Origin of the sequence: Paenibacillus sp. NAIST15-1 (genome assembly GCF_001894745.1) — a bacterium.
In the GTDB taxonomy this organism is placed as follows: Bacteria; Bacillota; Bacilli; order Paenibacillales; family Paenibacillaceae; genus Paenibacillus_B; species Paenibacillus_B suaedae.
The window spans coordinates 95315-110453 of record NZ_BBYF01000008.1 but is presented as its reverse complement, the minus strand read 5'-3'; the positions used below and the strand labels follow the sequence as shown (position 1 = coordinate 110453).

Genomic DNA, 15139 nt, shown 5'->3' with positions numbered 1-15139 from the left:
CCCATTAGTTCCTCTTTCCATTCTCAGGCAACAGACTGATACCGTAGCAATTCCCTTTCAAGTCCACTCTGGCTTCTATCGTAGGACTTCCTTTTTTCGTGAAGGCAAATTTATTTCCATACTTCGACTCTTGCTTCGCCTCGTACCCGCCCAAGCTTACATTGAATATTGACTTTGTTTTGGATTCTACTGCAGCCTTCACCTTCTTGATGTCCAAATCCGCATATGCTTTATCTTTATCAGGAACATCCATTTTCTTTATAAGAACATCATAGATTTTACCCGTAACAGCGCCAATCTCCAGGCCTACCCAATGCTCTTCATCGCCGCCGCTAATTCGCCATACGTAAGAATCCTCTTTCATTTTCGGATCGTTGTTCACGAACTTGTGCAGTTGAGCTCTCGTTAGTTTTTGATTTCCGCCGTTCGAGAACTTCTTCAAGGCTTCTTCTGCATTTTTACGTACTGAAGCGTCTATATCCTTATAGGAGAAGTCGATATAAGCGGTATGATCCTGATCTGTCATGGAAGCGGCAAAATCCTCACCCAGCATCGAAATACGGGTTTCATTCGGGGATTTATGTAGATCCACTTGTTTCGGTGCATACTTCCGGTTATTATTCAGCTCCTTAAGCAAGCTAATCATCTTGTCCTGACTTGGCCTTTTCTAGTTGATCGAAGGTGAGTTTCAGGTTCAAGAACACGATTTCCTTCGTGTTCTTGTTCATCATCATATTCCCTATATTGTCTTTGAAAGTAATCGCCAAATTCACTCCTTCCAAGTTCACATCGGCCTCAACGATAGACAAGCCTGACAAATCACGAACCTCTTTTTTTATTTTCTCTTGGGTTTCCTTATCCACATCTGTTAGCTTCATCGTGTTCTGTTCACTCGCCTGTGCGACCTTCTTCGATGCATAAGATTCCGTTGCAGGTAAAGCTGTCAGTACAAGCGCCGCTGCCGTCATGCATATCCATACTTTGTTCCATGATTTCATTTGAAATTGCTCCCTTCAGCATTGTCAGTTTATGTGTTCCTTTTCTGTGTATCTAATCCGTTAAGGGGATTGTCATTTCCAAGTCTTTGATGTAATCCACCAGTGGTGTATCTTCCGTCACGAATGTCAGTTTCTGATCGGGCGATACCTGGTCATATTCCGCGACAAAGCGATAATTCTCGGGATCGATCACCCGGATTTGCTCATCGATGAGCAATTGCCCTTGCTCATCTTCCAAATATAAACGACGACCGTTATCAAACGGATTGTCGCCAACCTTGTTGTAATAGACAAATAGTTTGTCGCCCTTCCATTCCAAGCGCGTCACTTCCAAACGTCCAGCCGCTCCTTGGCTGAGAATAAGTGGCTTCTCTTCGCTTGGCATCTCGTTAACCATAGTTTTATTTTGAGACCGCGGTTTCTTAGAAAATGTTCTGAAATACGGCTTCAACGTAATCGATTTCGATGGATGTTGGAACGGTGCGAAATTGAAGTTGCACGTAATGTGCTCGATCCCATTAATCAACGTCCCTGATCCATCCCTCCCGTTAATTGGCTGGAGTTCATTTCCGCGATCATCGAAGATGGCAACATTAAGTCCCAATGGCTCTAACTCTTTAGGACGATGTGGATGCTCGTGTTTCAAAATAACCCGCGTTGACACTTCCGACATTTCGATTTTATCTACTTTCACGACGGACTCCCCGTGCTTTCTTACCATGTCCGATGTGATGGTTAGCGAAGCAACCTTTTTTACGGGGAAGCTGAATTCGAATCGATCCTGCTCCATTCCCTCCAAGAACACAAACAGCTTCAATTCGAACTCATCGGGCAGATTCCAGTTAGGTGTAAAGTTAATGACACTGTTTACCGTCTTGCCGTCTTCCGATAGGATGCTATCCCGTAAACTGCTCGCAAAATGATCGAGTTCTCCGTCAATCGCCAGCTTTACCTGTTCGATTTTCCGCCCAGGCGCTGTTTGAACGAAGCCCACAGATAATCTTGCCCCATCGTAGATGACCTTGGATACTTTCAGCGTTTCTCCGTTTATCGTCACGCTTTGATTGACATTATCGACGAGCCCCTTTTCATCCGCTGCCTGCAGCCCTAAGTCCCCCGCAATCGTGAACACGGTATTCAGAAGCGGAATCTTCTTCAATGTCTGCGCCATCACCGGCGACACGAACCCAGAACCGATAATGCCCATGCCGATAAAAGATACCGCTGCCGTTATGACGGCGACTTGGCGCAAGCGTCTCTTTTGTCGACTTGCTGCATTCGATCGCAGCGCGTGAACGGACTTCACAACACTCTGCTTCACAACATCTGGCACAGCATCCCGCTTAGCCGCCAGGTCTCGCAGCTGCGCATAGGTAGCGTCGTAGCGCTGCCGCACCACTTCAGGGACTTCGAGCGGCTCATTGGCCGCCGCCTGCTTGAGCACATGCTCCATATCAACATGTTTCATAGTCGCCCGTCCTTTCAAAAGGATTGTCCATCACCTTCGCCAACGCTGCACGGGCCCGATGCAAGCGCGACTTAATCGTTCCTTCTGTTGTGTCCAGCAGCTCCGCAATGTCTCTCACAGACATGTCCTCAAAATAATGCAGCGAAATGACGATGCGGTGATTATCCTCCAACCGATCAATCTCCGCCATCAGATCCAAGTACTCGATATGCTCATTGTCCACAACAGGTGCGGCTTTTGCAGGAAGATCAGCCATGATGACAACCCGCTTCTGCTTGCTGACTAATTGATGACATTCATTCATTGCAATACGGAACATCCATGTCTGGAAGTAGGCAGGTTCTCGTAAAGTATGTATCGCGCGAAACGCCTTGAATATCGCCTCCTGAATCACATCAGCACAATCCTCATCCCGCTTCAAGATGGAACGTGCTACCCGATATAAACTGCGCTCCATACCTGTAATAAGACGAATAAATGCTTCGCAATCTCCCTGCTGTGCCAGCCTTACTTCGTCCACCGTTAGCACATTGATAATCCTCCCTCAAGATTTGAATAAGCTTATTCTATTACGTTAGATTGGCTATGAAGGAAGTTGGTTCCATCCAATCAACATTTCATTTTGGCAGGACAAAAAGCCGTTCATGACAAACCTCCCCATTTAAGAAGGGTCGAACAGATGTATAAATATATTTTCCGTTTTTTTCCTGATGAGGTATTGAAAATCTACCTGTCACATATATACTGATTATATAAATATCATTTGATATGTATCAGATGATATTTCATTGGATTTGGATGCCTACTAGGGAGGAAACCCGCTATGCCGCCTAAGACGAAATTTTCGCGGGATACGATCATTGATGCTGCCTTCAACATTGCCATGCGAGAAGGAATCTACAGCATTACGATTCGCAAGGTCGCAGAACATCTGGGAAGCTCAATTGCGCCTATTTATGTCAACTTCACAGATGTTGCGGAGCTCATTCAAGTGGTTGTACAGCGTATTTTTACTTTCAGCGACGATTATCTCCTCAGTCAGGATACGGGCCAGCCATTTCATGATATTGGCGTTGCCACACTCCGCTTCGCAAGGGAATACCCGCTCCTGTTCCGCGACATGGTCATGAGACCGAACCCCTATTTGCAGCATGAGCCGGGCGAGATGAACAGCATTATCGACAGAATGAAGACCGATCCGGAGCTTGCCGATTTCACAGACGAAGAGCTGATGCCTATTCTGCTTAAGATGAGAATATTTACACTAGGTCTGTCCGTTATGACGGCTAATGGCCTGCTGCCAGAAGGCTTCAATGACATTGAGGTCATGGACAGTACGTCCGCCGATATTATCGCTGCCGCCCGCATGCGGCAGAAAGGGGAGCAATTATGAACCGTCAGGAAGCGATGAGTCGAATCGAGCGGCAGTTTAGAAGCGTTATTCAGCGTAATCGCAAGCTTCATAATGCCTATTTTCTCGTACATTGCGAGCCCTTGGGCATTCATCTGAACATGGCGGAAGGCACGACACGAGGTCAGCCATCTCTTCCGCAGCAGCGCTATTATATTGCCAGCATAAGCAAGCTGTTCACCTCGGTACTTACGGCAATGCTCGCCGAAGAGGGCAAGCTCACCTACGAAGATCCCATCCATCATTACCTTCCCTCTGAGCTGATGCACAAACTGCATGTTTACAAGGGCACCGATTACTCTACTCAAATTCAAATCAAGCATCTGCTCAGCCATACGTCCGGATTGAACGATTACTTTGAGGATCGCCCCAAGCAAGGCCCGCGGATGCTCGATCTGTTCACCTCGGAACCTTCGCGCCAATGGACGCCGCAGGAGGTTATCCAATGGTCCAAAGAGCATCTGACTTCCCATTTCCCTCCCGGACAGGGAATCCATTACTCGGATACCGGATACCACTTACTAGGCTTACTCATTGAAAACATTACATCCAATCCACTCCATGAAGCATTTCGCCGTTACTTATTCGAACCGCTGCAGCTCCATCATACGCATATGGCGTTTTATTCTACACCGGCAGTAGAAGACCCTTATCCCATGGCCGACTTATATGCCGGCCAGACTGCAATCACCCATTACAAAAGCATCAGCATGGAATACGCAGGCGGCGCCTTAATATCGACCTCAGAGAACTTGCTGACATTCATGAAGGCTCTTACGAGCGGCAAGTTGATATCCAACGAAAGCCTCCAGCGCATGCAAGTATGGACGAAGTTCAGGCCGGGCGTGGATTATGGGTACGGCATCGTCCGCTTTCGAACCGTTCCAATCTTATTCCCGGCAAGATATAATGCGTGGGGCGCATGGGGCTATTCCGGAACCGTTATGTTCTATCATCCCGCCCTCGATGCCTATCTGATCTGCAGTTTGAATCAACTGCGATCCACCGCTAAGGCAGTTCGCATTATGTTCAAGGCCATTGACGTCCTCCTGAAGTGCAGATAGCCAAACGCAAAAACCCGCTGCCAGCGCTTGGGCCGACAGCGGGTTATCTTCCATCATGATTTCTTTCATTGTATCGAAGAGAACCTCTTCGTTACACCATTATCTTGCACATATCGTTCGTGAACTCCACTGGATCCTGCAGCGGCAAGCCTTCAATCAAGAGTGCTTGGCTGTACAGCAGGTTCGTATACAGGCTCAGCTTCTCTTCATCGGATGCATGAGCATTCTTCAGAGATTGGAACACTTCGTGGTTCACGTTGATTTCGAGCACCTTATCGGCTTTCACCGCTTGGTTGTTCGGCATCGCATTCAACACTTTTTCCATCTCGATGGATACTTCGCCTTCTGCAGACAAGCATACTGGATGGGACTTCAAGCGCTTCGAGGCTTTAACGCTCTTCACCTTATCCTTCAAGATGTCCTTCATCGCCTCGAACAGTTCCTTGTTCTCGTCTTGTTCGTCAGCAGACTTGTCATCGCCATCGGACTCGATGCCGAGATCGCCGCTCGATACGTTCTTGAATTCCTTCTCCTTGTACTTCATGAGCATCTTAATCGCGAACTCATCAATGTCGTCTGTGAAGTACAGAATCTCATAGCCCTTATCCAACACAAGCTCAGTTTGCGGCAGCTTCTCGATACGTTCGATCGATTCGCCAACTGCGTAGTAAATGTATTTCTGATCTTCTGGCATTCTTTCTACGTACTCATCCAACGATACCAACTTCTTCTCCTTGGAGGAGTAGAACATGATCAGGTCTTGCAGCACATCCTTGTTCATGCCATAGTCGCTGTACACACCATACTTCAACTGTCTGCCGAACGATTGGAAGAACTGCTCGTACTTCTCTCTTTCGTCCTTCATCAAGGATTGCAGCTGGCTCTTAATCTTGTTCTTGATATTCTTCGCGATCAAGCTCAACTGGCGGTCATGCTGCAGCATTTCGCGTGAGATGTTCAAGGACAGATCCTCGGAATCGACCATCCCTTTCACGAAGCTGAAGTAGTCTGGGAGCAGTTCTGCGCATTTGTTCATGATCAACACGCCGTTCGAGTACAGCTCAAGCCCCTTCTCATATTCCTTCGTATAATAGTCGAATGGCGTATTCTCTGGAATGTACAAGATCGCATTATATACAACAGCGCCGTCAGCGCTGATATGAATATGCTTCAGCGGCTTGTCGAAGCCATAACGCTTCTCACTGTAGAAGTTCTCATAGTCTTCTGTCGTCAGCTCATTCTTATTTTTGCGCCAGATCGGAACCATGCTGTTCACTGTTTCTTCTTCTTGATACGCTTCGAATTCCTTATCGTCATCTTCCTTCGGACGATGCTTCGTCACATCCATCTTGATCGGGTAACGGATGAAGTCCGAATATTTCTTCACGATCGACTTCAGACGGTATTCATCCAAATACTCGTCATATTGATCGTCTTCCGTGTTCGGCTTGATCTTCAATGTGATAACCGTACCCGGCACATCCTTCTCGCTAGGCTCAATCGTGTACCCGTCTACACCCTTCGATTCCCATTTGAACGCTTCATCACTGCCGAACGCCTTACTAATTACCGTCACGACATCAGCAACCATAAATGCGGAATAGAAGCCTACACCGAATTGGCCGATAATGTTATGGCCATCCTTCGCTTCATTCTCCGTCTTGAAGGCAAGGGAGCCGCTTTTCGCGATAACGCCGAGGTTGTTCTCCAGTTCTTCCTTCGTCATCCCGATCCCTGTATCGGCTATTGTCAACGTACGGTTCTCTTTATCAACCGATACTTTAATGAAGTAATCTTCTTTATTGAACACCACATTGTCATCAGACAAGGCTTTATAGTACATTTTGTCGATCGCGTCGCTCGCATTGGAGATGAGCTCTCTAAGGAAGATTTCCCGCTGCGTGTAGATCGAGTTGATCATCATTTCCAACAAACGCTTGGATTCTGCTTTGAATTGCTTCTTAGCCATGAATAAAAATCCCCTCTCATATCTTTTCATGTCATTACTTACACGTAGTCATTATCATTATAGTAAGTAATGGATTAGCACTCCACTACACAGAGTGCTAACAATATAGTAATAGTGTACCTAGTCTATTTTTTACTGTCAACTATATTACGTTCAAAATTGGGATTTTCTGATATGAATTTTTACTCTTATATCGAGCAGATAATGATGCTAGAAGCATACAAGCCTATCGCTAGACTTTACCTCCCGATTTCCGTTTTTATTTGTATGCCCCTCTATTTACAAACTCTCAAGTTTTCCATTACATCTCCTTAACCCTTCCATTACATAACCTTAACAAGCGGTTGCTATAATCCAGGTGAACAGACAAGAATGCACATTTTATAGATTCGTCTTATGGAGGGACATAACAAATGAAAAAGAAAGCTATGATCGCGCTAGCAACCGCATTGACATTGACTGCTGGAACAGGAATTACTTCGGTACAAGCTGCCGAAAGCGTACCGGCATCTCACGTTACGTACACGAGCAACGGGCAAACGGTTACGCCTGCTTCGCCGGCTGTAGAAATCGACTCCCGTCTGTATATGCCTCTTCGCGCACTTAGTGAAGTAACAGGCAAATATGTAGATTGGGATGAATTCAGAGGCAGTGTTGCGTTGACGGACAAGCCTGAGTTGACTGGCAAGTACAAGCTCAATGCAGCGAACTTAGCTGAAGGAATTAAGATGGGCATTGGTTCATCCTTGACTCATGTGCCTGGCGATCCTGACAATGTGTTCTACTCCACTGCTGACCGTGGCCCGAATGGCCAAGTTGAGGTTGGCGGTAAAACTCGCCGGACGTTCCCGTTAGCAAGCTATACGCCTAGCTTATACAAGATTCAAATCGATAAAGATGAAATTAAAATATTGGAGCAAATCCCACTCAAGGTGAATGGTAAAAATCCGACGACGGGAAATGCTCATATTACCGGACTTCCGAATAGTAAAGGTCGTGACGAAGCCCCATTCGATGCCAAAGGGGAAAAAGGGCTAGCCTACGATCCATACGGACTCGATATCGAGGGTCTTGCCTATAACGCGAAGGATGACACGTTCTGGATCTCGGATGAATACGGCCCTTCCATCGTTCATGTGAAGCGCGACGGTACGATTATTGAGCGCATTGTTCCAAAAGGATGGGCTGCACAAGTCTCTACACCGCTTGTACCAGCTAGAGAAGTTCTTCCATCCGTATACAATAAGCTTCGCCAAAATCGCGGTGCTGAAGGCGTCGGTATTACGCCAGACGGCAAGTACATGTTCATGTCTATGCAAAGCCCGCTGCGCAATCCAGACAAGTCTACAGACAACTCGCGTCAACTACGCATCATCAAGTTCGATCTTGCGACATTGCAGCCAGTGGCTGAATATGTATATGTGACAGAGGATGCCAAGCAGTTCACCGGTCTGGATCAAGCAGACATTGTCATCTCGGACGTGGTAGCCATCAACGAGAATACGCTGCTGATTGACGAACGTGACAAAAATGCAGGCGATAAAGCTCAATTGAAGCGCATTTATGCGGTCGATCTCACGACAGCAACGAATATTCTTGGCAAGTATGACGACGAGAAGTCTGGCAAGACACTGGAGCAAATGTCTCTTGCTGATCTGAAATCCAACAGCATTCTGCCGCTTGCGAAGCGCACTGTATTGGATGCAGTTGAATTCAAATATCCGTATGAGAAAATTGAAGGTGTATCCCTCGTAGACGGCAACAAACTCGTAATCGTCAATGATAACGACTTCGGTGTGGACAGCAGCTCGTCCGACAACGGCACTGAACTGTGGACATTCAAGCTTCCTTACTCCATCCAATAACTTCACACCTACTTGCAGCACCCTGGAACGGACGTCAGCAGTCAGCGTCTATCCGGGGTGTTCGCGTATATTTCACACGATTCCATATAACCTACCTAATACATACAATTGATCCAAATACTAAATAAAAAGCTCCATCATATACATATATGGGTCTGTACATATAAGGAGGTTATTCAATTCATGAGAAAGAAAGTCATATCCGCCGCACTTGCTGCTGTGCTCGCTGCATCGCTTCCGCTGACGGTCATGGCGCAACAGAAGTCTACTTCTACTGCCGCCTCATCATGGTATACAGAAGGGATTCAGGCGCTCGTCTCCAGAGGAATTCTTCCCGAGCAGACAAAACCAACGTCCACAATCCCGGTAAAGGACTTCATCCGCTATGCCGCACTATCGCTCACCTACCAGCATGGAATCGATCCAATGAAGGCAGTTGCGAATGAAGGCTGGGTCGACGCTGAGGAATTCTCCTCTCTCGACGCACCGATTACGCGCGGGGAGCTTGCCCGTATCCTCGTTCGCGCCTATGAACTTGGCACAGAGGAACGCGGCGAGAAGACATTAACCGAATATACGCTGCGTGCTAAATCTCTTGGCTTACTTACTGGCTATCCAGACGGCAGCCTTCATGAAAATAAAGACGCGACTATCGGGGAAGCCGCCTCTGCACTTCGCAACCTGCGCAAGCTCCGTCTAGCTCAAATCGACAACAAGGGTGTACCGCTCATTTCCGTTGAGGATTTCATGCGCAACCCTGGCAACTTCTCGTATCAGTTGTCTGCGGACGGCAACTACATTTCTTATGCGGCAGCTTGGGAGAACCGGACGAATGTATTCGTGAAGAAGATGGATGGCTCGAGCGAGCCTGCACGCATCACTAGCTCCAAGGATCGCGATATTGCGGGGTTCTTCTGGAAGGGCGATCACATCCTGTACTTAAAGGACAAAGGCGGAGATGAAAACTACCACTTATATTCGGCAGCATTCAACGGCAATGCGGAGAAGGATCTCACTCCATTCGATAAGGTTCGCGTCGGGGTAGTCAGCACACTGTCCAATGTGAAGGACGAAATACTCATTACGATGAACAAGGATAACGCGAGAGCATTCGATGTCTATAAATTGAACGTGAAGACAGGGGCTACCAAGCTTGTAGCGAAAAACCCTGGCAATATCCAATCTTGGCTTGCCGATCACAATGGCGCCATCCGCATGGCTGTTGCTACGGATGGCATTGAAGGATCAGTGCTCTATCGCGATTCAGAGGACGCAGAATTTAAGCCTTTCATCACAACGGATACAGGTGAAACCGTCTACCCGCTTGGCTTCACGAAGGACAACAAGAACATTTATGCGATATCGAACAAGGGCCGCGATAAAACTGCGCTGCTCAAATACGACCTGCAGGGCAAGGAGCAGCTACTCTACTCCCATCCTGAGGTCGACTTAGATCGTGCAGTATATGACGACAAGCAAGATAAGCTGCTCATGGCTACCTATATCACAGACAAGAAGCATAATTATTACTTCGATGCGGACTTCGAAGCTCTGAACAAAAAGCTGCAACATAAATTGCAGGCAACGGAAAGCGAAATCCAAATCAATGATTACAACGACGCAAGAACGAAATTCATCGTCAGTCTGTCGAATGACAAGGTGCAGGGAAAATACTACTACTATGATTCAACGACGGATAAGCTGACGCTCCTTGCTGCCTTAAGCGACTGGCTTACAACGGATCAACTTGCCGATATGCATCCAATCTCCTATAAGAGCAGAGATGGCTTAACGATCTACGGCTATTTGACACTGCCCAAAAATAAGCAGCCCGAACAGCTCCCGCTTATCGTGAATCCTCATGGCGGGCCTTGGGCTCGCGATGAGTGGGGCTTCAATCCCGAGGTTCAGCTGCTCGCTAACCGCGGCTATGCCGTGCTGCAAGTTAACTTCCGATCCTCAACAGGTTATGGCAAAGCATTCATCGATGCTGGCGACAAGCAGTGGGGACGCGATATTCAAAATGACATTACGGACGGCGTGAAATGGGCAATCAAGCAAGGCATTGCAGATCCAAGCCGCATCGGCATTTATGGCGCATCATTCGGAGGATACGCAACGCTGGCCGGCATAACCTTCACGCCGGATCTGTATGCAGCAGCCGTCGACTATGTAGGCGTGTCCAACATCTTCACCCTGCTGAATACGCTGCCGCCGTATTGGGAAGCGAACCGCAATATGTTCTATGCACGGATTGGGCATCCAGAGAAGGATAAGGAGCTGCTTAAGGAAGTATCCCCTGTGTTCCATGCAGATAAGATCATTACACCGCTCTTCGTCGCACAAGGGGTCAATGATCCGCGCGTAAATAAAGCTGAATCTGATCAAATGGTTGAAGCACTCAAGAAGAGAGGCATTAATGTAGAGTATATGGTGAAGGACAACGAGGGCCATGGCTTCCACAACGAAGAGAATCGAATTGAATTCTACAATGCCATGGTGAAGTTCTTGGATACCCATTTAACAAAATAGCTTCCAATCCATAAAAGGGCTCTTTTCCATGAGAAAGGGCCCTTTTTTTTGTATGTATGGCGATGTGTAAGAACAATATATTTCTTGAACTGTTATATTTTACATGAATCCTGTAATCCCAATATTTACGTATATACTTGAAGTAATTAAAATTATGAGCATATACAAAGGGGTTCATGTCATTGAAAAAGAAATGGATTGCTGCATCACTCGCGGCCGTGCTTGCCGCATCGCTGCCGACGTCCGTCATGGCACAGAAGCCAACCGAAGCTGCAACTTGGTACCAGAATGGGATTCAGACGCTTACGTCCAAAGGAATTTTGGATGAACATGCGAAGCTGACGTCTACGGTTTCCGTTGACGAGTTCGTCCGCCTTGCTGTCTTGGCACTCACGTACCAACACGGAATCGAGCCAATGAAGGCTGCTAAGAATGCGGGATTGGTAGCTGACGGAGATTTCGCCTCTCTTGATGCGCCGATTAAGCGCGGCGAGATTGCCCGCATCCTCGTTCGTGCGCTTGGCAAGGAGCAAGACGAGAAGAGCTTGACCGATTATGCGGAACGCGCTAAGACGCTGGGCTTGCTCAAGGGATTCCCAGATGGGAAACTGCATGAGAATAACGCAGCAACTCTGCGCGAGGCTGCATCCGCACTCGAGAACGTTGTGGAGCTGAGCCGTTCAGGCATCGACAATAAGGGCGTGCCGCAAATTTCCGTCGAGGATTTCATGCGCAACCCTGGAAGCTTCTCCTATCAGCTGTCTCCGGACGGCAATTATATTTCCTATGCAGCACCGTGGGAAAATCGCTCGAATGTCTTCGTACAGAAGATGGACGGTTCCAGCGAGCCAGTGCGCGTAACGAGCTCCAAGGATCGCGATATTTCCGGCTTCTTCTGGAAAGGCGATCATATCCTCTACTTGAAGGACAAGGGCGGGGACGAGAACTTCCACCTGTACTCCGCAGCGTTCAACGGCAATGAAGAGAAGGAATTAACGCCATTCGATAAGGTTCGAGTCGGCGTAGTCAGTGCACTGTCCGGCGTTAAGGACGAGATTCTCGTCTCCATGAACAAAGAAGACGCCAAGGCATTCGACGTGTACAAGCTGAACATCAAGACAGGCGAAACGAAGCTGGTCGCGAAAAATCCTGGCGACATTCAAGAGTGGATTGCCGACCATGACGGCAAAATTCGCCTTGCCGTTGCTTCAGACGGCATCGAGGGCGTCGTATTGTACCGGGCAACAGAGCAAGACGAATTCAAGCCATTCATTACGACATCAGGCGGCGACAATGTTAGCCCGCTCGGCTTCTCTAAGGACAATAAGACGATCTATGCTGTATCCAACAAAGGTCGCGACAAGTCCGCGCTCGTCAAGTACGACCTTCAGGGCAATGAGCAGCTGATCTACTCCCATCCGGACGTCGATCTGGCAGGAGCGGTGTATGACCATAAGCAGGATAAACTGCTCATGACTGCATATATAACGGATAAAGTACATGTGAAATATTTTGATGAATCATTCGAGGCTTTGCACAAAAAACTTCAGCACAAGCTGCATGCAACAGAAAGCGAAATCGGCATCAACGACTACAATGAAGACAAGACCAAGCTCATCGTCAGCCTATCCACTGACAAAGTGCAGGGCAAGTATTATTACTATGATTCCACAACGGATCAATTGACGCTGCTCGCCAACCTGAGTGACTGGCTCAATTCAGAGCAGATGGCGGACATGCACCCGATCTCCTATAAGAGCAGAGACGGCATGACGATTCATGGCTACTTAACGCTGCCGAAGAATAAGACACCGGAGAACCTCCCTCTGATCGTCAATCCGCATGGCGGTCCATGGACCCGCGACATGTGGGGCTTCAATACAGAAGCTCAGCTGCTGGCTAATCGCGGCTATGCCGTGCTGCAGGTTAATTTCCGCTCCTCTACGGGTTACGGAAAAGCATTCATCGACGCCGGCAACAAGCAGTGGGGCCGCAACATTCAAAATGACATCACGGATGGCGTACAATGGGCAATCAAGCAAGGCATCGCCGATCCGAAGCGCGTCGGCATTTACGGTGCATCCTTCGGCGGATATGCGACACTAGCCGGCATTACGTTCACACCGGACATGTATGCAGCAGCCGTCGATTATGTCGGGGTATCCAACATCTTCACCCTGCTTGATACATTGCCGCCTTATTGGGAAGCGAACCGCAACATGTTCTATGAGCGCATCGGCCATCCGGAGAAGGACAAAGACATGCTGAAGTCCGTATCTCCTGTATTCCATGCGGACAAAATCACAACGCCGCTCTTTGTTGCGCAGGGCGCCAACGATCCGCGCGTGAACAAAGCCGAATCCGATCAAATCGTCGAAGCCCTCAAGAAGAGAGGCGTTGACGTCGAATATATGGTGAAGGACAACGAAGGCCACGGCTTCAACAATGAGGAAAACCGCATCGAATTCTACAATGCCATGGTGAAGTTTTTGGATACACATCTGAAACATTGATTAGATTCGTCTGGACATATTCGCCCACAACCATGTAAAAAAGATCGGGTTTCAGCAGTCAGATGTCTCTGATGTGCTGGACCCGATCTTTTTTTATTTTCGCTATCAATATCTCTGCATACGATGCAGCAATAACTGCTCATTACTCACTTGGAGCTATTTCTCTCCTTACATGCTGGTCCCTCATCTACGGAAGGCAAGAGGTTACAGTTTGAGCCTGCCATAGACATCTCCTGAGTTCATCTAGCTATGCTGCCACACAGACAAAGCGTTCTTTTTGAAATGGCTCGGCGTAACCCCCGTCTTGCGCTTAAAAACTCGGGAGAAGTACGGAACATCATTAAAGCCCACTTGGAAGCATATATCCGTTACCGACATATCGGTATCAAGCAGCATCGCGGCCGCCTTGTGAATCCGAATATCGACCAAGTAATCATTATACGTCTTACCGGTAAATCGTTTAAATAAATCACAGAAGTATGTCTTCGAAATATTAAACTTGCGGCAGATCATCTCTAGGCGCAGCTCTTCATTATAATGCTCATGTATGTAATGAATCGCGGCCGTCATCAATTCCTTGAATTTGCCCAATCGTTCATCCACGTCATCGGAATTGCGCTGTCGATCCATCTCTCGCACAAGCATCGTCATCAGCTTCAGCAGATCCGCCTTAAGTACCAGCTCGTAATAACGATTAGCCTGCTGATATTCGTCCAGCATATCATTCAGAATCTTCGATACCTCAAGATCAGTCGCTCCCGACAATGCCACCTTCGGGGTCACATGTTCCTCATCCAGCATGAACTGTTCCAGATAGGAGTAGTCGAACCTCCCTCTGCTCCCATTATGCGGCTGATACTGCTCGTCAATAAAATGCGGGAGAAACTCAAGTCCAATAATGTCAATTCCTTGACCGGCCACTAATGTCACCCGATGAACGGCGTATGGTGGGATTACAAAAATATTGCCCTTCACCATCCGATACGTGTGATTATTGATCGTATGCATGAACTCGCCCTTCACGACATACCAGATTTGAAAATAGTCATGCGTATGATCACGTATGCTGCCACCCGCATGGTTCCAACGATATATTTTAAAAGGCAGCGGTGTTCCGATCTCGCTCTCAGCGCGATAAAATTGGACATCCTGTGGCATGGGCTTCTGCTGCAACTCTCGACGCTCGAGCATCATCGGTTTCCCCTCCTCTTCCTCTCTGATTCCGTTCCCAATCCAATCTGGGTTAGCTTGGAAACCATTCTCTTCTATCATATCATGATTGACCAAACAGGCGATACCGAATGTGCAATTGAAAAGGC

The 15139-nt window shown here is 47.7% G+C and carries 11 protein-coding genes; 5 read left to right on the top strand and 6 right to left on the bottom strand.

Features of this window, described 5'->3' with window-relative positions:
- Positions 1 to 4: 4 nt before the first annotated feature.
- Genes PBN151_RS17835 through PBN151_RS17820 form a run of 4 tightly spaced genes read right to left on the bottom strand, consistent with a single transcriptional unit; the run spans position 5 to position 2995 of the window.
- The gene (locus PBN151_RS17835; RefSeq protein ID WP_072730094.1) at positions 5 to 646 is read right to left on the bottom strand and encodes a hypothetical protein; all 642 of its coding nucleotides are present in this window, start codon (positions 644 to 646) and stop codon (positions 5 to 7) included.
- Entirely contained in the window at positions 639 to 998 is a 360-nt protein-coding gene (locus PBN151_RS17830) for a hypothetical protein (RefSeq protein WP_072730093.1), read from the bottom strand. The genes PBN151_RS17835 and PBN151_RS17830 overlap by 8 nt, the downstream gene beginning before the upstream one ends.
- A 52-nt stretch (positions 999 to 1050) precedes the next feature.
- The gene (locus PBN151_RS17825) at positions 1051 to 2466 is read right to left on the bottom strand and encodes a DUF4179 domain-containing protein (RefSeq protein ID WP_072730092.1); all 1416 of its coding nucleotides are present in this window, start codon (positions 2464 to 2466) and stop codon (positions 1051 to 1053) included.
- The gene (locus PBN151_RS17820; protein WP_083545200.1) at positions 2453 to 2995 is read right to left on the bottom strand and encodes a sigma-70 family RNA polymerase sigma factor; all 543 of its coding nucleotides are present in this window, start codon (positions 2993 to 2995) and stop codon (positions 2453 to 2455) included. Before PBN151_RS17820 ends, PBN151_RS17825 begins: the two co-directional genes overlap by 14 nt.
- Positions 2996 to 3289: 294 nt before the next feature.
- Here PBN151_RS17820 and PBN151_RS17815 point away from each other — a divergent pair, with 294 nt between their 5' ends.
- Both PBN151_RS17815 and PBN151_RS17810 read left to right on the top strand, forming a co-directional pair.
- On the top strand, positions 3290 to 3859 hold the full coding sequence (locus PBN151_RS17815) for a TetR/AcrR family transcriptional regulator (RefSeq protein ID WP_072730090.1): 570 nt from the start codon (positions 3290 to 3292) through the stop codon (positions 3857 to 3859).
- Positions 3856 to 4941, top strand: a complete 1086-nt coding sequence (locus tag PBN151_RS17810) for a serine hydrolase domain-containing protein (protein ID WP_072730089.1) — start codon at positions 3856 to 3858, stop codon at positions 4939 to 4941. Before PBN151_RS17815 ends, PBN151_RS17810 begins: the two co-directional genes overlap by 4 nt.
- A gap of 91 nt (positions 4942 to 5032) precedes the next feature.
- On the opposite strand, the gene htpG is transcribed toward PBN151_RS17810, so the two are convergent.
- Positions 5033 to 6910, bottom strand: a complete 1878-nt coding sequence (htpG, locus tag PBN151_RS17805; RefSeq protein ID WP_028531964.1) for a molecular chaperone HtpG — start codon at positions 6908 to 6910, stop codon at positions 5033 to 5035.
- 413 nt (positions 6911 to 7323) lie between these two features.
- On the opposite strand from htpG, the gene PBN151_RS17800 reads away from it, so the two are divergent.
- The 3 genes from PBN151_RS17800 (at position 7324) to PBN151_RS17790 (ending at position 13820) form a co-directional block, all read left to right on the top strand.
- Positions 7324 to 8775 (top strand): esterase-like activity of phytase family protein, encoded by a 1452-nt coding sequence (locus PBN151_RS17800; RefSeq protein WP_072730088.1) that lies wholly within the window; start codon positions 7324 to 7326, stop codon positions 8773 to 8775.
- 183 nt (positions 8776 to 8958) lie between these two features.
- Positions 8959 to 11307 (top strand): S9 family peptidase, encoded by a 2349-nt coding sequence (locus tag PBN151_RS17795; protein ID WP_072730087.1) that lies wholly within the window; start codon positions 8959 to 8961, stop codon positions 11305 to 11307.
- A gap of 182 nt (positions 11308 to 11489) precedes the next feature.
- Positions 11490 to 13820 carry a S9 family peptidase gene (locus PBN151_RS17790; protein ID WP_072730086.1) on the top strand — a complete coding sequence of 777 codons (2331 nt, stop codon included), beginning with the start codon at positions 11490 to 11492 and terminating at the stop codon, positions 13818 to 13820.
- Positions 13821 to 14063: 243 nt separating this feature from the next.
- On the opposite strand, the gene PBN151_RS17785 is transcribed toward PBN151_RS17790, so the two are convergent.
- Positions 14064 to 15014, bottom strand: a complete 951-nt coding sequence (locus PBN151_RS17785) for a helix-turn-helix transcriptional regulator (RefSeq protein ID WP_021255396.1) — start codon at positions 15012 to 15014, stop codon at positions 14064 to 14066.
- Between the last annotated feature and the right edge of the window lie 125 nt (positions 15015 to 15139).